General features: G+C 46.5%; 17 protein-coding genes and 2 pseudogenes. 10 read left to right on the plus strand and 9 right to left on the minus strand.

Annotation, left to right across the window (positions count from 1 at the left end):
* Positions 1–353: 353 nt before the first annotated feature.
* Positions 354–863, minus strand: a complete 510-nt coding sequence (locus tag QT990_RS17015) for a hypothetical protein (protein ID WP_333142086.1) — start codon at positions 861–863, stop codon at positions 354–356.
* A gap of 77 nt (positions 864–940) precedes the next feature.
* Here QT990_RS17015 and QT990_RS17020 point away from each other — a divergent pair, with 77 nt between their 5' ends.
* From QT990_RS17020 to QT990_RS17060, 9 genes and pseudogenes are all read left to right on the plus strand, one after another.
* Positions 941–1,858 (plus strand): histone deacetylase, encoded by a 918-nt coding sequence (locus QT990_RS17020; protein ID WP_333142087.1) that lies wholly within the window; start codon positions 941–943, stop codon positions 1,856–1,858.
* Positions 1,859–2,000: 142 nt separating this feature from the next.
* On the plus strand, positions 2,001–3,011 hold the full coding sequence (locus tag QT990_RS17025) for a glycosyltransferase family 2 protein (protein WP_333142088.1): 1,011 nt from the start codon (positions 2,001–2,003) through the stop codon (positions 3,009–3,011).
* Positions 3,012–3,207: 196 nt separating this feature from the next.
* Positions 3,208–3,789 carry a serine acetyltransferase gene (locus QT990_RS17030; RefSeq protein ID WP_333142089.1) on the plus strand — a complete coding sequence of 194 codons (582 nt, stop codon included), beginning with the start codon at positions 3,208–3,210 and terminating at the stop codon, positions 3,787–3,789.
* A 143-nt stretch (positions 3,790–3,932) separates the two neighbouring features.
* On the plus strand, positions 3,933–4,448 hold the full coding sequence (locus tag QT990_RS17035; protein ID WP_333142090.1) for a serine acetyltransferase: 516 nt from the start codon (positions 3,933–3,935) through the stop codon (positions 4,446–4,448).
* A 99-nt stretch (positions 4,449–4,547) separates the two neighbouring features.
* The gene (locus QT990_RS17040; RefSeq protein ID WP_333142091.1) at positions 4,548–5,561 is read left to right on the plus strand and encodes a glycosyltransferase; all 1,014 of its coding nucleotides are present in this window, start codon (positions 4,548–4,550) and stop codon (positions 5,559–5,561) included.
* A gap of 46 nt (positions 5,562–5,607) precedes the next feature.
* Positions 5,608–5,793, plus strand: a complete 186-nt coding sequence (locus tag QT990_RS17045) for a hypothetical protein (RefSeq protein WP_333142092.1) — start codon at positions 5,608–5,610, stop codon at positions 5,791–5,793.
* Positions 5,794–5,883: 90 nt separating this feature from the next.
* On the plus strand, positions 5,884–6,159 hold the full coding sequence (locus QT990_RS17050; protein ID WP_333142093.1) for a hypothetical protein: 276 nt from the start codon (positions 5,884–5,886) through the stop codon (positions 6,157–6,159).
* A gap of 153 nt (positions 6,160–6,312) precedes the next feature.
* A pseudogene (locus QT990_RS17055) lies at positions 6,313–6,703 on the plus strand (IS1 family transposase); the annotation flags it as partial.
* On the plus strand, positions 6,695–7,192 hold the full coding sequence (locus QT990_RS17060; RefSeq protein WP_445252026.1) for an IS1 family transposase: 498 nt from the start codon (positions 6,695–6,697) through the stop codon (positions 7,190–7,192). The pseudogene QT990_RS17055 and the gene QT990_RS17060, both read left to right, overlap by 9 nt.
* Before the next feature lie 34 nt (positions 7,193–7,226).
* Here QT990_RS17060 and QT990_RS17065 read toward each other — a convergent pair.
* Positions 7,227–8,245 (minus strand): annotated as a pseudogene (locus QT990_RS17065) (IS5 family transposase); the annotation flags it as partial.
* 135 nt (positions 8,246–8,380) lie between these two features.
* Between QT990_RS17065 and QT990_RS17070 the strand changes: the two are divergent.
* Complete coding sequence (locus QT990_RS17070) at positions 8,381–8,647, plus strand: glycosyltransferase family protein (protein WP_333142094.1); 267 nt, start codon at positions 8,381–8,383, stop codon at positions 8,645–8,647.
* A gap of 170 nt (positions 8,648–8,817) precedes the next feature.
* Here QT990_RS17070 and QT990_RS17075 read toward each other — a convergent pair whose 3' ends face one another.
* The 7 genes from QT990_RS17075 to QT990_RS17105 form a co-directional block, all read right to left on the minus strand.
* The gene (locus tag QT990_RS17075; protein ID WP_006635781.1) at positions 8,818–9,171 is read right to left on the minus strand and encodes a DUF1257 domain-containing protein; all 354 of its coding nucleotides are present in this window, start codon (positions 9,169–9,171) and stop codon (positions 8,818–8,820) included.
* 130 nt (positions 9,172–9,301) lie between these two features.
* Complete coding sequence (gene ycf46, locus QT990_RS17080; RefSeq protein WP_333057291.1) at positions 9,302–10,822, minus strand: stress-responsive protein Ycf46; 1,521 nt, start codon at positions 10,820–10,822, stop codon at positions 9,302–9,304.
* A gap of 107 nt (positions 10,823–10,929) precedes the next feature.
* Positions 10,930–11,280, minus strand: a complete 351-nt coding sequence (locus QT990_RS17085; protein WP_006635783.1) for a hypothetical protein — start codon at positions 11,278–11,280, stop codon at positions 10,930–10,932.
* Positions 11,281–11,490: 210 nt separating this feature from the next.
* A complete protein-coding gene (locus QT990_RS17090) occupies positions 11,491–11,802 on the minus strand; it encodes a hypothetical protein (RefSeq protein ID WP_333465537.1) in 312 nt (103 codons plus the stop codon).
* Between the two features lie 213 nt (positions 11,803–12,015).
* A complete protein-coding gene (locus tag QT990_RS17095; RefSeq protein ID WP_333465538.1) occupies positions 12,016–12,300 on the minus strand; it encodes a hypothetical protein in 285 nt (94 codons plus the stop codon).
* A 62-nt stretch (positions 12,301–12,362) separates the two neighbouring features.
* Complete coding sequence (locus tag QT990_RS17100; RefSeq protein ID WP_333465539.1) at positions 12,363–13,724, minus strand: cytochrome 450; 1,362 nt, start codon at positions 13,722–13,724, stop codon at positions 12,363–12,365.
* Positions 13,725–14,049: 325 nt separating this feature from the next.
* Positions 14,050–17,991 (minus strand): M12 family metallo-peptidase (locus tag QT990_RS17105; protein ID WP_333408403.1); only part of this gene is annotated, 3,942 nt, incomplete at its 5' end.

Here is a 17,991-nt window from a genome sequence, read left to right on the forward strand (position 1 = left end):
ATTCAAAGGGTTTTAGCCGAGATACACACCTGGACGTACCGCGAGGCGAAGAAACTGTTTTTTTTACTCTTTTCGCTGCAACAAAGTATGGCTGTGAAAAACCTCGGTTTCGACGCACCCGCCCCTCAGTCTTAAGATATTTATAGGTGACTAAGAGTATAGATCGCTCGCCCCGCACCCAAAGCCTACCATATATAGCGGTTCTCAAGCGTGGTGAGGGGGGCCAGTCCTATGCCTATGCCCTATGCCCTATGCCCTATGCCCTATGCCCTATGCCCTACGCCCTATGCCCTATGCCCGCGTGAGCACCTCATGTTACTGATAAAGGCTATAAACTATTTTCTCGGTCTTTTCTATGCCAGCAATTCCTTAAGTTTAGCAATATTTTCATTGCTCAAGTAAATTTTAATTTCTAGTTCTTGCTCAGATTCCCACAGCAGCAGCAGATTATCTGCCCCCAAGGCGATTTCGGGATTGTTTAATTCAAGTGTTTGATATTTAACTTCGGGAATTCCTACGCGAATTACCAGTTCCGATTCCAACTGAGGATAGATGTACAATTGCTGTTGCAAGTTGTCAAGTTCTAATTTGTCAACAGTGTTGTTACGTTGGACAGGAGAATCGGGTATGTACCAATAGAGAGTTTCCTCCCGAATTTCAGGATTGACTATCACAAATGTTTCGTCAAAACGCTGGGGGTGCCAGTGAATTTCGCTCAGACCGCCGATTTGCGGAATCAGTCGCTCTACCCAGCTAATTTCTTTCCCGTTGAGGTTTCCCCACCACTGACTAATATTATCGAGATTGTCAGCATTTTCGGGGTGGCTGCTGCCGGACTGCCAGACTGTTTTTAGTTGTTGCATATACAAGTTCTCCAGGGAATTTAAATTTGAGATTGCAGGCGTTCAATTGGAGATTCATTCGTTATACAATAATTTTAATGGACTTACCAATTATTTACCACGAAGATTACGTTGCACCTCTGCCACCGGATCACCGCTTCCCGATGGCAAAGTTTCGGATGCTTTACGAGATGCTGCTCGCGGACGGGGTAGCAGATAAATCGCAATTTCACGCTCCCGAACTTCCCCCTCAAGAATGGATTGAATTAGTCCACGACCACTCCTATGTTCAAGCTTACTGCAACGGGACGCTCGATAGCAAAGCGACTCGGCGAATTGGTCTGCCTTGGAGTCGGGCCCTTGCTAATCGCACTTGCACTGCGGTTGCAGGAACTGTACTAACTGCAAAGCTCGCTTTAGACTACGGTTTGGCTTGCAATACTGCGGGCGGAACTCATCACGCCTTCCCAGCTTTTGGGTCGGGTTTTTGTATTTTTAATGATTTGGCGATCGCCTCTCGCGTCTTGCAAAAAAATGGTTTAGTTCGCAAAGTTTTAATTGTCGATTTAGATGTCCACCAAGGAGACGGAACCGCCGTAATTTTCCAAGATGACAGTAGCGTTTTTACTTTCTCCATGCACTGCGAAGTCAATTTTCCCGGCACTAAACAAAATGGCGATTTAGATGTACCTTTGCCTGTCGGTATGGAGGACGACGAGTATTTACAAACCTTGGATAAATTCTTACCAGATTTGCTTTCAAATGTCAAGCCCGATTTAGTTTTGTACGATGCTGGAGTAGACCCTCATCACGGTGACAAACTGGGAAAATTAGCTTTAACTGATACGGGCTTATTTCGCCGGGAAATGCAAGTTTTGATGGCGTGTTTGGCTGGTGGCTATCCCGTTGCCTGCGTGATTGGCGGGGGCTATTCCGATGACGCTAAGGGGTTAGTTTACCGACATTCGCTGCTGCACCGAGCCGCCAGTCAAGCCTACAGGCAGTATCGACTGTGATCCAGAGCGGCGATACTTCGGAAATATGGCGGAAAAAACAGTCTCCCTCACCGAAATAAATAAAAATACTATTAGCGATCGCTCCAGCTTGCCAGATCGGTACAACTTGAGCTAAAAAGTTGTTAAACAAACAACGGTACTTATGTCGAAGGCCAGCGACTCCAATCACCCCTATCCACTGCTGGTTGTCATTGTTAACTACCGAACCTCTAGTTTGACAATAGACTGCTTGCGCTCTCTAGTTAGCGAAGTTCAATCGCTGCCCGGTATGCGAGTTGTAGTTGCCGACAATGCTTCAGGCGATCGCTCCGTCGAAGAAATTAGTAGTGCGATCGCCTCAGAAGGCTGGAATGAATGGGCATCCTTCGTTCCCCTAGACCGCAACGGCGGATTTGCCTTCGGCAACAACGCCCTGATCCGTCCCGCCCTCCAATCCACCAATCCCCCCCCTTACTTCCTGCTGCTCAACCCAGACACCATAGTTCGCCCCGGTGCCCTCAAAGCCCTCGTCGATTTCATGGACACTCATCCCGAAGCCGGCATCGCCGGCAGCCGCTTGGAAGACCCCGACGGCACGCCCCAGGAGTCAGCTTTTCGGTTTCACAACATCTTGACGGAACTCGATTTTGGTTGGCGGACAGGCTTTATATCCAAGTTATTAGCCAACTGGGCCGCAGCGCCTCCCATTTCCCAAGAAACCTGTCAAACTGATTGGGTAGCTGGAGCCAGCATGATCGTCCGTCGCGAAGTATTTGAAAAGATTGGCTTGATGGATGAAGCTTATTTCATGTACTGCGAAGAAATGGACTTTTGTCTGCAAGCGAACAAAGCTGGCTGGAGTTGCTGGTACGTACCCGAAAGTCGCGTGGTGCACTTAGTCGGCCAAAGCTCAGGCGTCACTGACACCAAAAAGCCCGCCAAGCGGCTGCCGACTTATTGGTTTGATTCCCGGCGTAGGTACTTTATCAAAAACTACGGCTTGGTTTACACAGCATTAACTGATGTATCCTGGGCTTCAGGTTTTGCAGCCTGGAGGGTGCGTCGCGTACTTCAAGGCAAACCAGATGGCGATCCACCACAATTGCTGAGGGATTTTGTATTAAATAGTGTATTTTTTAAGGGGGGTAAGATTGAAAAATCCAAAAACTTTTAAAGGGAGTTGGTAAATCGGTAAAAGCCAACTAAACCAGGTTAACCTAGGCAAAGCAAAATATTTGCAGAGGCAGACCAGGAATTAGTATTCTTGAGCGATAAAACCGGGTTGCTTTTTTCTCAAAAACCTGATTAACCAATTAATATCGTGGGCATCTAGCAATACAGTAAACAAGAAATAGTGTGAATTAGAGCTTATGGTAACTGAGCAAAACTTAATCACCAGTGAAAATCAAGTAGAAAACCCCGGCATGGGACTGTGGCAGCAAATTAAAGAAGACTGGATTGCTCATGGTCGAGATTGGACAAAACCGGGATTTCGCGCCGTAGCAGTGCAGCGTTTTGGCGTCTGGAGAATGCAGGTAGAACCGAAATTACTGCGAGCTCCTTTGAGCATTATTTATCGATCGCTCTACCGAAAAGTCCGCAATAGTTACGGGATAGATTTGCCTTACACTGTGAAGCTCGGTCGTCGCGTGGTGATTGAACATCAAAACGCTATTATTATTCACGGATATTGTACGATCGGCGACGACTGCATTATCCGCCAAGGCGTAACTTTGGGAAACCGCTATTTGGACAAACCGCTAGAATCTCCTCAATTGGGCGATCGGGTTAACGTCGGCGCTGGCGCAAAAATCCTCGGAAAAGTAAACTTGGGAGACGACGTAAATATCGGTGCCAATGCTGTAGTTTTATCAGATGTTCCCGCAGGTCAAACTGCCGTTGGTATCCCAGCCAAAATTATCAAATCCCGCCCTGCTGAAAACAATACTTAAATCATTGTCTTCCTTCTGCCTTTTCCTTCTCCTATAACTCTGCGGAGATTCCATCAATCTACCTACTCAAGTTAAAGATGGCTGTTAAGGCAAACTCCACACATAGGCACAATTGTCAACATCATCAAAATATTCCACAAATAATGGTTGAGTCAATCACTAAGCCAATCGTTTCTGCTACAGAAGCAGACTGGAGCCGCGAAAAACCCAGCAACTGGTGGGAACCCAGTCGCCAACTGCTCAAATCTATCCGCAACTATCAAAAGTGGCAGAAGCAGGGTGGAATTGCAGGATATATTTTATGCCGTTGGAACGTTATTCAGTATCGATTTTGGAGCGTGGTAACTGCAACAGACATCCCTTTAAACTGCCAAATACAAGGAGGACTGGTGCTGCCTCATCCTAATGGCATTGTCATTCATCCCAGTGCTTCCATTGGCCCTAACTGTCTGATTCTTCAACAGGTGACAATTGTTGGTGATGTCAAAATCGGCGGTCACGTCGATATCGGTGCAGGAGCGAAAATTATTCGCTCCGTAACGATCGGCGATCATGCTTTGATTGGTGCCAATGCTGTGGTGATTTGTGACGTGCCACCAGGTGCAACCGCTGTGGGAATACCGGCAAAAATAATCGAAAAAAAAACCCAGGGAGTCTGAAAAATAATTTCTATAAGTCGCAGAAAAATTAGGAAATTAGCTCGACTTTTATTAAAATATAAAAGGAACTGCTCAGTAGTCGAATTTTAGAGGTAAGAGTTGAAACAAGTGGGATTAGTGGCGATCGGACGAAATGAAGGGCAGCGCCTCCGCCAATGCCTAGTGTCTGCCACAGACAAAGTTGCCCGCGTCGTCTATGTCGATTCCGGCTCAACAGACGGTAGCCTAGATTTAGCCCGATCGATCGGAGCCGATACAGTTGAACTCGACCTATCTATACCGTTTACCGCAGCACGCGCCAGAAATGAAGGCTTTGCCCGCTTGCTGCAATTAGTTCCAGACATCGAATTTGTCCAATTTGTAGACGGCGACTGCGAAATCGTTGACGGCTGGATCGATCGGGCCTACAGCGAACTCACAGCCAAACCCGAGGTAGCAGCAGTATGCGGGCGCAGGCGCGAACGATACCCCGAAGCCAGCATCTACAACCAATTGTGCGACATCGAGTGGGATACCCCCATCGGCGAAACCAAAGCCTGCGGTGGCGATTCCATGATGCGCGCGGCAGCATTTGAGCAAGTCGAAGGTTTCAATCCCACACTAATAGCCGGCGAAGAACCCGAACTGTGCTTGCGGTTGCGCCAAAAAGGTTGGAAAATCCTCCGCTTAGATGTAGAAATGACCCTGCACGACGCGCAAATGAGCAGTTTCTCTCAGTGGTGGAAGCGGGCTCAAAGAGCGGGTCACGCCTATGCCGAGGGTTCCTGGATGCACGGCAGCGAACCAGAGCGCCATTGGGTCAAAGAAACCCGAAGCACCTGGCTGTGGGGATTAGTCTTACCAGCCCTAGCCTTGGCAATGACATGGCCGACAAAAGGCTGGAGCTTGTTACTATTGAGTGGCTACCCCTTAGCAACCTATCGCACCTATAACTATTATATAAAGCATCGGGATCTCACAACTAAAGACGCAGCCATCTACGCTTTGTCATGCGTATTAGCCAAATTTCCCCAGCTACAAGGTCAAATCCAGTTTCACCAGCGCCGATTGTTGGGGCAGCAGAGCAAACTAATCGAATACAAAACAACCAACTCTATTAATTCAGCCAGCTAGAATTACAGGTAACGTGCCAGAAAATCCACCCCTGAGTAGCAAACAAATGAGTAATAAAAAATTAAAAGTTTTACTAATTGTAGAGCAGTGCAATCCTGACTGGGCATCTGTACCTTTGGTGGGATACAATTTTTTTCAAAAAATTAACAACTTAGTTGATGCAACCCTCGTTACCCATATTAGAAATAAACCCGCTCTCGAAAAACACCCGGAATACGAAAATATTTTCTAGCTGGAAGAAGGAAATTTTAACAAACAGTATTATAAAATAGTAGCCAAGATTACGGCTAACGGGCGAGTAAATTGGCCTCTTTATAATGCCTTGAGCTACCCAATTTATGCAGAGTTTAATCAGCAAGTCTACCAAAAATTTAAAGGGAAAATTCTCAACGGAGATTATGACATAGTTCATGCAATTACCCCGATGATGCCCCGATATCCGTTTAAGGTAGTCAGTGTGTGTCAGCAGACTCCTTTTATTCTAGTGCCTGTGAATGGGGGCATCCCATTTCCACCAGGCTTTCAAGAAACGGCCAGACAAGAATTTGCTCAATTTGGTAGTAATAAATATGTAGTGAAGTTTAATTACAGTAATTGAATACATAAGATTATTTTATAAATAACACAATCAAATTTTGTGATTTTAATATTTCTTTACGCGCTCGAATGTAGATTGAGTTACAGTTAGGCTATCATAAGTAACTATTACTGGAATCCGTGGTATCTGCCAATATTAGTTTAGTCATAGAATATGCTACCCTCACGACCAAATTGCCCTGATTGTGGTTCAAATCACATAGTTAAAAATGGTAGAATTCATAATAAAAAACCAAAATACAAATGTCAAAGTTGCGGTCGCCAATTTGTCGAAAATCCGACCAACAAAGTAATTACCTCACAAACAATCATATTTAATCGATCGACTTCTTTTGGATAAGATTTCGTTGGCTGGTATAGCTAGAAGCACGGGTGTTTCTCAAAAATGGTTACAGGATTACGTAAATAATAAATATGCCTCAATCGAACGAACAGTAAAGGTTAAACCTAAAAAAAAAGTCAGATTGAATGTTGAATGTGATGAACTTTGGTCATTTGTAGATTGCAAAAAAAATAAGCAATGGGTGTGGTTAGCAATGGATAGAGAGACCAGGGAGCATCTCACCTTTGCGGCCAAGCTAGAAATTGGAGTTTTGAGGCAGGAGGCAGGAGGCAGGAGGCAGAAGGAAAGAGGAAGAAGGAAGGAGCCACAAGAAGGAAGGAGCCAGAAGAAGTATTTTTACAAATATGAGATGCTCCCAGAGACCAGAGAAATTATTGGTGTTTATATTGGCGCTCGTAGCGAAGAAGGAGCAAAACAATTATGGAATTCTCTACCTCCTGTATATCGACAATGTGCTGTTTGCTATACAGATTTTTGGGCTGCATATGCTTGTATTTTTCCTTCGCTACGCCATCAGCCAGTTGGTAAAGATAGTGGAAAAACTAATCACATTGAAAGATTTAATAATACTTTGCGCCAACGTGTTTCTCGGATCGTAAGAAAGACTCTTTCATTTTCTAAAAAGTTAGAAAACCATATTGGTGCTATTGGGTATTTTATCCATCATTACAACTATGTTTTGAGCCAATAAATATCTAATCACTACATATTTATTACTACCGTATTTTTAAGTCTCCTGATTCGTTGAAATTATCCCAACTAATTCGGTCTAAAAATACGTACCCATTTCGACAACTGGCTGACAGTTTTGCCCCGAATTCAACGGATTTCCCGGCTTTCCCTCTGACAATGGGGCGGATATGTGGTTGCTTTAAACTTATCCAACTGTCGGGAATACTATGTTCTTTCTTTTCATACATTGACAACTGTTGACGGTAGACTTCTGCAACTACTAACAGCATTTTATAATGAGATTTACTCAGCAACTGTAGCTCACCCATTCGCTCTATATTCGTCAAATTTCTTTGGATGTATTGCAGTTGTTTTTTAATGGCTTTTATTCTTTCTTTTCGTTGTGGTTTGCGTTTTTTTGCTAGAGTTAGGTATTCTTTCCTGGCTCGGTTTCGATATGCGATCGGCTTTTTTTTTACGGGTGACTGAATTTGATTGTGTAGAGCATCTATGATTTTTTCTGTATGTTCTCTTGCTTGATTTAATAGTCCTAAATCCGTCGGATATTTAATGTCGGATGGCGCGCAGGTTGCGTCTAATATTAATTTTCCTTGATTCTTAGGCTCACTTAGGTCTGATGACTTTTTTCTACTTCCTCTCCTTGCACTTGGGTCTGGTTTTTGACCATTTTTTCATTGATTTTATTGACGAGGTTGACACCTATTCTTTGCCGAAAATAAACGAACATGGATGAGTCAAATGGTGCTTCATTACTATAACCACTCAGACCTAGGAAGTATTGTAGGTATGGGTTTTCTCTTATTTGTTCTACTGTTTCGGCGTCGCTAGTTCCTAATCTTTCTTTGATTATTAATGCCCCCAAGGCCATACGAAACGATTTGGCGGGCGCTCCCGTTGAACAGGTGAAATTTTTGGCATATTCTACTTCAAATTCTGACCACGGAATTATTTTTGCCATGATTACCCAACGATTATTCTCTGATAATTGTCCCTGTCCGTTAAGGTCAAAGTTGGACGGTGCTTTTGGGGTTGGGTCAAGTTTTCGGTACATCAACGAAAGTGATACTGTGCATGGCTTTTGACTAATTTTAGCTCATAGTCTTACACTTTATCCGCGCCGCTCGCGAGTCAAAGTCTTTTCAGGTAAGGGTTTTAGGCTTATTCAGCAAGCCCTATGTAATTAATTTTGCTTAACTACTTAGCAACGAACTGGGGCGGCCCTGCAGATTATCTGAATTCCACTTGCGGTATTTTAGTAGAACCCGCTTCCAGAGAAGGCTTTGTCAAGGGACTGACAGATGCGATGCTCAAGCTCGCCCAGTCACCAGAATTGCGGCAGAGTATGGGTTGTGCGGGACGGGAACGAGTCCGGCAGCATTTTGATTGGGAACACAAAGTCGATCGAATGCTTGAAATTTATCAACAAACGATCGACGATTCCCCCAAGCATTAGGTAGCCGACCATTAAAGCATAAAGCAGCAGCTTTCAGGTTGAAAGCTGCTGCTTGGGGGTGCTAAAAATGTATGTGGCGACCCAAAGACCCCGCTCTACATCCTAGCTAGCTAAAAACGGGTTAACCCGTTTGTTTGGTTAACCCGCGAGCTTGGAAACATGCAGATCAATTAGTTTTGCACTACCAGCTTAACGTTGGCATTTTGCAAACCGCGCTGCTTGACTGCTGCCAAGGTCTTGTTAACTGCGTACTTCTGGTTGATGGAGTTGATTAACTCAGTTTGATTGTGCTTTTTGGCGACACCCCAGAGGTCGGCAATCAGGTCAAAGGAACCATCGCTATTGCGAGACCAACCGAGGTCATATTCGCCTTCCAGAATCGCCACGATGTCGGAGCGAACGCGCTGACCGTTATAGCCACGAACATCAGCTTCTGACTTGACTGAAATGCCCAAGTCGCGCAGGGAAGCTTTCAGGATTTCGGCATCGGTGATTTTGGTACGCAGTGTGCTAAAGTGAGACATTGGATTTCCTCCTAATACAACTGAGAGAGAAACAACAACGGTCTGGATTTAACGGTGCCGCTGGGCGGCTCTTGAATCGAACTGCTAGCTGTTGCTAGCCTTTGCTCCTGTTTGGACCAGGAGAAAGCTTTTAGAATTCCATTCGCTGGTATTCAGCGACGGAAGACGCAGCGGGCCGTGCACGCTGTCTAGCCCAATCTCGCAGGGCGGTGACCTGTTCGGTCATTGTTTTAGACAGTGGCATTGTGGATTTAATGGCCGCGATGATGTCTAGCTGCGTAAACTCTCGATCTTGAGCGAAGGCTTCGTACATTGCGGCTACTAGCGCTTGCTCAATCTCTGCACCTGAAAAGCCCTCGGAAACATTGGAAAGTTGCTCTAAATCGAAGCGAGTAATTTCCCGACGGCGCTTTGACAGGTGAATCTTAAATATATCTTGGCGTTCTTCTTTGGTAGGCAGATCAACAAAGAAGAGTTCGTCGAATCGGCCTTTCCTCAAGAATTCTCCCGGCAACCGCTCGATTCGGTTGGCTGTTGCCATTACGAAGACTGGGGAAGTCTTTTCTTGCATCCAAGTGAGGAACGAACCGAAAATCCGGCTGGAGGTGCCTCCGTCTGAGTCGGCCGAACCAGTGCCTCCTGCAAAGGCTTTGTCTAGTTCGTCGATGAAGAGGAGGGCTGGAGAGATCGATTCTGCGGTTTTGAGGGCATTGCGGAGGTTTGCTTCCGATCGACCCACCATCGAGCCGTCGTAGACTCTACCCATATCTAGCCTCAGCAGGGGCAGTCCCCAGAGGCGGGAGGTGGTCTTAGCAATCAGCGATTTTCCGCATCCGGGTACGCCGAGAATTAACATCCCTTTTGGTTGGGGCAGGCCGTATTCTCTCGCCCTTTCTGTAAAGGCGTTGGAACGCTGTCTCAGCCACCGCTTCAGCTCTTCTAAACCGCCGACTGCATCCAGGGTTTCGTCTTCTTCAATGAACTCTAGAATGCCGTTGCGCCGAATTAATTGCTTTTTCTCCGAAAGAACTATGTCTACTTCTTCTTCTGTGAGGCGCCCAGTCGAAACTTGGGCTTTGCGATAAACTTTTTCAGCTTCGTCCTTGGTCAATCCCAAGGCTGCTTTTAAAAGTTTTTCTCGCCCTTCTGTGGTAATGCGTCGCGATTTCGTTTGCTCCAACTGACCAGACAATACTTGGTTTAGTTCCTTCATGTCTGGCAACGCGAAGTCTAATACCACTACTTCCTTTTCTAGCTCGATCGGAATTTGCTGCAAAGGAGACATCAGTATAATTGTCTTTTGCGTTCCTTTGAAGTGGGCGATCGCATCGCGCAACCACCTCGTTACCGGAGGAGAATCTATAAAAGGATGCAAATCTTTGAAAATGTAGATGCTAGCGTTACTGTTGGGTTCTCGCTGCCTGATCACCCATTCAATTGCTGCCTCTGGCGAGACGGTGTTGTGTTGGGTGGTGGTGCGGGGTTGACCATACTCCACAATGCCGTGAGTTACAGTCCAGATAAATACTCGTCGCTGTGGTTTCGCTTGAGCTATTGTCGAAATTGCTTGCTCACACCGCTCTTCCTCGGATGTCACGAGGTAGATCAGAGGATATTGAGCTTGGATTAGAATACTGATCTCTTCTTGCATATTCCTCGACCCACTAGAGACGGTGCTATCTTTGCTGAATCTCAATGCTGCCATTAGCCCTGTTACTGAAATGTTCAGTTTTAGCTTTTTGGGGAAGCAAGGCATTCTTAGCAGGGAACCAATTCTTCCTCTCCCGGTTTGGCCGTGCTGGCACTGACGCCCGACACCTGCTTTACTGGAAGATCCTGTTCAGCCAATACGCTCGGCTGACTTGTTACGGATGCCAGTTCTCCATCTCGCATTACTACTGAACCCGTGCATTCTGGACAGTTGTATACCCGATGGGTTTGTCCGTAGGAGGCTTCTACTTCGTCAACCAGTTCGGGATTTCCTAGGTAGAAGACAATTGCCCTTTCTGCAATTGATGACATCGGTTCAGTTTCGACTGCGGCTCGGATTTTGAGCTGGCGATGCAGTTCTGGTGGAAGATACAATGTAACTTTTTGCTTTTCTTGCATATGACAGTGAATTGACTTACCCGGGTATGTATATCAGATTAGCCGCTTAATTCTTTGCTGTCAAGCCTCTATGCTGCTTTAGCGTCATCTTGTAATATTTCGTTACATTTGACGTAAATCTGGGGCAGTTAACAACGAAAAAGTTAGGGGTGTAGCTGATGAGGCCGAGGTGCAGCGGCAGGTATGGGTAGCGTCAATCGATTTGAGATTTTAGATTTGAGATTTTAGAGGCGACCCCACGGATAAATGCGGGGGCTTGAGGATTTTTGATTTTCGATTTTGGATTGATTCCACGGATAAATCACGTGGCGGGTACCACCTTTGAAATTCCTGGTCAAAAACGCGCAGCAATAACGTTTTTTCGTCAGCATTCCAGTCCGAACTGTGCATCGTCAGACAATGGTCTGGTAAAACATTCCCGTCCATAAAAAAGATACCTTGCAGGACTTCAGGTAACTCCGCTGGATGTTCTACTTTCATCCAATTCGCGATGTCTTTTAGTTGCTTTTGTTCGATTAACATGATATTATTTATCCTCAAAATAGTTGTGTTTTGGTTTCCTATAGCAATCCTCGCATCAGTTTCAATAACTGGTTAACTGGTTTAACTGGTTCCCAAGCTCTGCCTGGGAACCGATGTAAGCGAGGCTCTGCCTCGGCCCAGACTATGGAGGCAGAGCCTCCGGATATGCGTTACCAGGCTCTTCCTGGTAACGAGTATAATCATTTAGGATTGCTATATTAGATACCCCCTTGATTTCTGAGTCGATCGATCGGACTTCGTTTGTGTGGCGTGCGGTTTCAACTCACATCTTGCACCATTCTCAATAAGGCTTTTATGTGCGGGCAGGATGCCCACCCCACAAGCAATTAATTCTTTGTGGAACAGGCATCTTGCCTGTTCTTGAGAATTGTGTAATATAGCGGTTCTCAAGCGTGGTGAGGTATGCCCGATGCCCGATGCCCGATGCCCGATGCCCGATGCCCGATGCCCGATGCCCGATGCCCATGAGTACCTCATATGAGAGCTCGAAAGGCTATATCTCAGTTTCAACCGCTATCTGATGCGAGCTTTTGGATTAATTACCCCTGCAAATTCGGCTCAGAGGTTCGCCGCACTTTGCCTACCGTACTGACGACATCCACGAGCATCTTGAGTGCGATGTCTTTACCTGGGCAAATCCGTCCCGCACTCCGATCGCCCACGGAATGAAATCCCATATGAAAAGGGCACAGATTCTCCCGCTTAGCGTTGAATTCGTATACCGTAGAGCCCCAGAAACTCCCGTCTAGCAGCCCCAGGCTGAGCGGTATCAGTACCTTGGTTCCTGCGGGGAAGGTGCGCTCTTTGCCCGCTACCGTTGCGGTGAAAGGCTCTGTCGCGACTCGGTGCGTGGCGCTGACGGGAGCCCAGAGGCGGGCGCATTCCAGGAGGAAAAGCTCGATCGACTGGCGATCGTCCAAATCGAGCTGATCCCAAAAATCAGTCGGGTTAATTTCGGCCGTCTGCTGTCCTTTATAGGCGGGTAGAGGGTGGTATCCCATTGCCGTGTAGCCTAGGTGCAGGGGGCCTTGCATTCCCGCTATCCCCATAATCGATGTCATCAGCTTTGCCAATTCCCGCTTAGTCATGCCGTTGTTTTCCGAGCTCTCCTCGAAGTCGGCTAAGGCTGGGGAATTTTCATAGATAGTCGCTGCACGCTCGATTAGAGTAGACAAATCCCCGTGTCCAAACAGGTTCAGGCTTTGCAGCAGGTTGCCGATGACTGCGAAGTAGTGCAGCGGGCTTTGGCGAGTGTAATGTAATTCGGTGAGAAGTTCGATCGACTCTGAATCGTCTGGATTAATCCCAAAGATGACGTAGTGCAGATATCGGACTAAAAATCCCATCCAACCCCGCTTGACATCGGTAAAAAACGCTCCCCCCGCACCGTGCGACATCTCGGCATAATCTGCAGCTAGCCTCAGCAGCAACCGTCGGGCGATTTCGTCCCCTTGGCGATCCGTTGTCGCACTGTTGAATAGATATTTCTGCATACAGCTTCGGAATGCTGCGTGGTTGCTGGTATCGTCAGTGGCGCGATCGGACAAAGACAGCAGGAAAAGGTTTCTGCCGCCGACATCTTGGTTGGGCGCGCGATCGGGATCGAGTACAGAAGTACCAAGCCGCCATCCGCGCGCCTGGGGCGATGTGAGTGCTTTTTCCAGCGTTGCAAACTCTCCCATCACGACTTGGCCCGCGCAGCAAAAGTTGGCTCCGAAAGCCAGCCGTTTTATCGGCAAATAGGTGGGTTCGTTGGCAATCAAACCCTCAATCAGGGCGATCGGCGGTAGCATCGTTTTGCTGAGACTTTCTTCCGGGTTTTGCAAAGCCCAAGCCTGAAACTCATTCAGGGCCGGGTTCATCAGCGATGAGAAAATAGTATCTAAATTTAGGTTCATCATAATTCCTCCGAGAATCCTTCGCCATAACGCGCTTCGCATTTAGCAGCAAGAGGGTATTGAGCGGCAATTGAGCCGGTATTCAATCCCACTTAATTGCCAAAATAAGTAAGTATAACTATAGCCATCTTTATTGGTGCACGCAGTGGCAATATAGATATAGTTTTACTGAATATGTATGCGCCCAAGTCTAGCCTTGTCCCGGAGATTGAGTGGAATTTATAACGATTTCTGGTAAGTATATCTACTTTCTGCATCTAAACTATTAGCCCCACTCTCTGAGAGCCGCACATAAATACGATTTATGTGCGACTACTTGCTATTAAAGTTAGCCGAAATTTGCGACATTAATTAGAGTGGACGATACCCCATTAATAGAAGCTAAAATTTCTCCGGTTGCAGCCAACCGGATTAAAGTTGAACCGCTATCTTGGACAATCGCCAATTGCGAGAAAATCAGTCCGTTACCCAATACTAACAAATCTTTACCGACTTCAAAGTCAGTAATCGTATCAGTACCGGAATTCGTAGAGAGTAAAAACTTATCTACTCCCATGCCTCCCGTCAAAGTATCAAGTCCCAAACCGCCCGTCAGTAAATCATCTCCCTTACCTCCGTAAAGCATATCATTACCATCATCGCCATTCAAAATGTCAGCACCACGGTTGCCAAATAAGGTATCATCACCGCTACTTCCGAGCAAAGTATCGCTACCTTTGCCACCGAAAACCGAGTCATTCCCCAGAACTCCATTGAGGGAATCATTGCCCCTCATGCCCATCAGCAAATTATTCGCGCTGTCGCCAGTCAGGATATCGTCGCCATTGGTACCAAGAATTGCATTCGGGGAATTGCTGCCCAAATCTACATCGCCGCTGACAACAGGAGTTGCAATCACAGCCGGCAATACTACAGCTTCAATTCTCCTATCTAAAGCAGTACCTGTATTGTCAGCAACTACCTGGGAAATAGGTTTATTTCCGCTACCAACTGATTTGAAGTCTTGAGTAGTTGGGCCTAAAGCTACTTGTTGGACGCGGGCAAGTGATTCAGGAATTGAGGTTCCTGTTGGGTTGGAGACAGCGCTATCAATGCGCTGATTGGCTGTTGCCATTACAGTCGCAGCTTGGGAGGTAATTTGGGTAACAGTTTGGCTGTTAAAACTGGGGTCTATTTGCTGGATTTTAGCTGCTGCTTGCTGAATGATTGGTTCTAAGGCTGCTGCATTACTGAGGTTTAAAACTGTACCGGATTGAATTTGAACGGTAATTGAACTGACAACAGCTTTGACAATATCCTGACTAGCTGCACTGGAAGCACCGTCAATCAAACCGCTGGTTTGAGTGATGAAGTTTTGGACTTTGACCATTTCGGATAAGACTTGGACTCCGCCCGGTTGATTGTTGTTGGTAGCGTCGATCGGGTCGAAATCGGTGATGTCAACATCAGGGGGAATCGCCAGAGAAGATTTGACAAGAGATTGCGCTGTTTCCGGTGCAACTCCCTTATCAATTAAATCCACTACCAAACTCGTTAACAGCGTGACAACAGTAGCATCCGCAGGTGCTGTGACGGGTGTTTCTAGTGGCAAACCAGTAGCGGTGTCAGTGCCTCCAAAAGCAACTATATTGCCTTCCTCTGGATCAACTTCCCCATTCTGATTTTTGTCAAAGGTTTCCAAGGGAATATCGAGTTCGTATTCACCTTTAGGGCCCGTTATTGTAGAGGATTCGTTCGCATCCTTTACCCCATTCTTGTTACCATCAAAGAACACAGTAGCGCCAGCAATGTAACCGTCGATTACAGAACCCCGACCTTGATTGTAAACATCGAAAAATGCTATATCCGATGCACCAGCAGCATCCCTGGCTGTTACCCGAATCCAGTAGTTTTGACCGCGCGGCAAGTTATTGTCAACCCTGAAAGTGCGGCTGCTGGCGTCGAAACTCATTCCTGTTGGTAAGGGACTAATGCGGTTCCAACTTGTCGGGATTGGCGATCGCCCCCCGCTGACATTTCGCCACTCGAAATTGCTCACATTTTCATACCAATCAGCAGTGTAAGTCAGCGTATCGCCGGGATCGGGGTCAGTGAAAGTGTTGTTTTGAAAAGTAAACTGCAAGTTGCCAGGACTCGAACCCGGTTGCAAGCTCAAACCTTGTTCACGGAACGGAATGGTCAAGACTGGCGGACGGTTGACGCCAGGACTCAGATTCAGATTAATATAACCTGACGATCCGCCGAAGCCATCTACTGCTATTTTGTAAGTCGTACCGGCAGTAGCAGTAAAATTGACTCGACTGGTTTGACCTCCAGCAGGGTCGTTATTATTGCTAGCAACAGTCGCCAAACTAGAAACTGAACTGCCAGTGTAAACCCCTAGCAAAGTATCGAAGGAACTGCCCGCCGTAGAAACTGTTACCGGGCCAGAACTTGGGGCTGTCCAAGACCACCAAATAGATTTACCACCGCTGTTACCTGCGTGATTTAATTCTCCTGTCTGTTTAGTGCCATTGACATTTAAGCCAGTTGTGGAAAAAGAACTACCGCTGACAGTTTTTGCCTTCTCAAGATTATCATTTGAGTGCCGCCAATTAGCACCGTAAATTGCAGTATTGTTCAGCGTGCGAGCATTATTTGTGGAACTCGTTCCTGTGGGTTCGCCGAGATATGTGCGATCGGGATTAGACCAGCGATTAATCCGCGTAGTGGGAGGATCGCTTTGGTAAGACATTACGGTGCGGAAAGTGTTTGGGCTGGCGGTATCCCGATAGCCGTAAGAATAGGGATAAGAAACAGCACTAAAAGCGTTTTCTGAATTGTGGTCAGCACCTAGGTTGTGTCCTAGTTCGTGGGCAAAGCTGTAATTTCCTGCTGCACAACTCCTCTTGACTACAGTAAAGCCTGAATTTGCAAACCCATAGCTAGGACTTGTCATTACGTAACCCAGACCGCAGTAATCTAAGCTATTAACAAATAAGCTCACCATGTCAGCCGAATAGGTGTCCCGCAGTTGGTGAACATTGTCTAAAAAACCATCGGAAGTATTGCGGAGTCTGCCTAAATCTGTGCTGGCATTGCCACTTTCGGTGTAGGATATCTCCTGTCTGTGTACTATTCGTATCCGCTGGTTGACGCCACTGTTTTCGTAACCTAAATTTGTTTCAGATTCGGCCAGGTCAATCAAGGTATTCATGGCATCAGTACCCCCCTCGGCGTCTTTGGCTGACGCGGTATAAACGACCATGACATCTATTACCGCAGGGTCGTCGCCAGTCAAATCGTAGCTGATGTCTGGAAGGTCAGCCAAACTGTCGCTGGGGACGGGAACTGCATCGCTTTCTTGGTTAAATTCGGCAGGATCGGGAAAGGCTGCTTGGTCGATTTCTCGAATGCTGTGCAGACCGTTACCTGCATAACGAATTTGGTAAAATTTGTCTTTATACCTGATATTGCCGATCGCCACGCCATCCTTTTTACTGTTGGTCAAGATGACTTCACTGTCATCTAAAGCACCTTGAATTCTGCCAATCCGCACCCAACTTTGTCCATTGGATGAGGTTTGTACTTTGTCAATGATTACGTCAAAAGACGTATCGTTGAATAAGTTAAGGTTGAGCGGCCCTTCGTCTAAACTCTGTTGTGGGTCGTCTATTAAGTCAAATTTGACGTTAGATAAGCGCTGTCGCTTAACAGTGGGGTCGTCAAGGTCAGCTTCTGCGACAACTTGCCCGGGTGACAGGGGAATGAATAAAGAATTGCGTTTGTTGGCTAGGGTATCATTATCGCTATTGGTGACAGCGACATCGGCTGCATTTAAGCCGTTATAATTGTTGTCCGCACTAACAGCAGGGGCAGTAACAATCGTGTAAGCTTGCTCGCCGTCAACAACATTATCATCAACACCTGTTAATGTTACCGTTTGCGCTGCATTCCAGTTACCAGAATTGAAAGTCAGCGAGACAGGTGAAACTGTTCCTTCTGTTGTATTTGAACTTCCTAAATCTATTTTGACATCAGCAGTAGGTTGGCTGTTGAGTTTGACATTAAATGTGGCTGTTTGGCCTGCTTCTGTCGTGGTTAATCCACTTGCAGCATTAACACTAATTCCAGCAGGTGTCGGTGTTGGTATTGGAGGTGTTGGGGTTGGTGTTGGGGTTGGTGTTGGGGTTGGTGTTGGTATAGGAGGTGTTGGAGTAGGAGGTGTTGGAGTAGGAGGTGTTGGAGTAGGAGGTGTTGGGGTTGGAGGTGTGGGAGTAGGAGGTGTGGG

This window comes from Microcoleus sp. T3_B1, assembly GCF_036700445.1.
Taxonomy (GTDB): domain Bacteria; phylum Cyanobacteriota; class Cyanobacteriia; order Cyanobacteriales; family Microcoleaceae; genus Microcoleus.

Coding starts and splice junctions, on each gene's coding strand:
- QT990_RS17015 (WP_333142086.1), bottom strand. CDS start 863: ATGCAACAACTAAAAACAGTCTGGCAGTCCGGCAGCAGCCACCCCGAA.
- QT990_RS17020 (WP_333142087.1), top strand. CDS start 941: ATGGACTTACCAATTATTTACCACGAAGATTACGTTGCACCTCTGCCA.
- QT990_RS17025 (WP_333142088.1), top strand. CDS start 2,001: ATGTCGAAGGCCAGCGACTCCAATCACCCCTATCCACTGCTGGTTGTC.
- QT990_RS17030 (WP_333142089.1), top strand. CDS start 3,208: ATGGTAACTGAGCAAAACTTAATCACCAGTGAAAATCAAGTAGAAAAC.
- QT990_RS17035 (WP_333142090.1), top strand. CDS start 3,933: ATGGTTGAGTCAATCACTAAGCCAATCGTTTCTGCTACAGAAGCAGAC.
- QT990_RS17045 (WP_333142092.1), top strand. CDS start 5,608: ATGAGTAATAAAAAATTAAAAGTTTTACTAATTGTAGAGCAGTGCAAT.
- QT990_RS17060 (WP_445252026.1), top strand. CDS start 6,695: ATGGATAGAGAGACCAGGGAGCATCTCACCTTTGCGGCCAAGCTAGAA.
- QT990_RS17075 (WP_006635781.1), bottom strand. CDS start 9,171: ATGTCTCACTTTAGCACACTGCGTACCAAAATCACCGATGCCGAAATC.
- ycf46 (WP_333057291.1), bottom strand. CDS start 10,822: ATGCAAGAAGAGATCAGTATTCTAATCCAAGCTCAATATCCTCTGATC.
- QT990_RS17085 (WP_006635783.1), bottom strand. CDS start 11,280: ATGCAAGAAAAGCAAAAAGTTACATTGTATCTTCCACCAGAACTGCAT.
- QT990_RS17090 (WP_333465537.1), bottom strand. CDS start 11,802: ATGTTAATCGAACAAAAGCAACTAAAAGACATCGCGAATTGGATGAAA.
- QT990_RS17095 (WP_333465538.1), bottom strand. CDS start 12,300: ATGAGGTACTCATGGGCATCGGGCATCGGGCATCGGGCATCGGGCATC.
- QT990_RS17100 (WP_333465539.1), bottom strand. CDS start 13,724: ATGATGAACCTAAATTTAGATACTATTTTCTCATCGCTGATGAACCCG.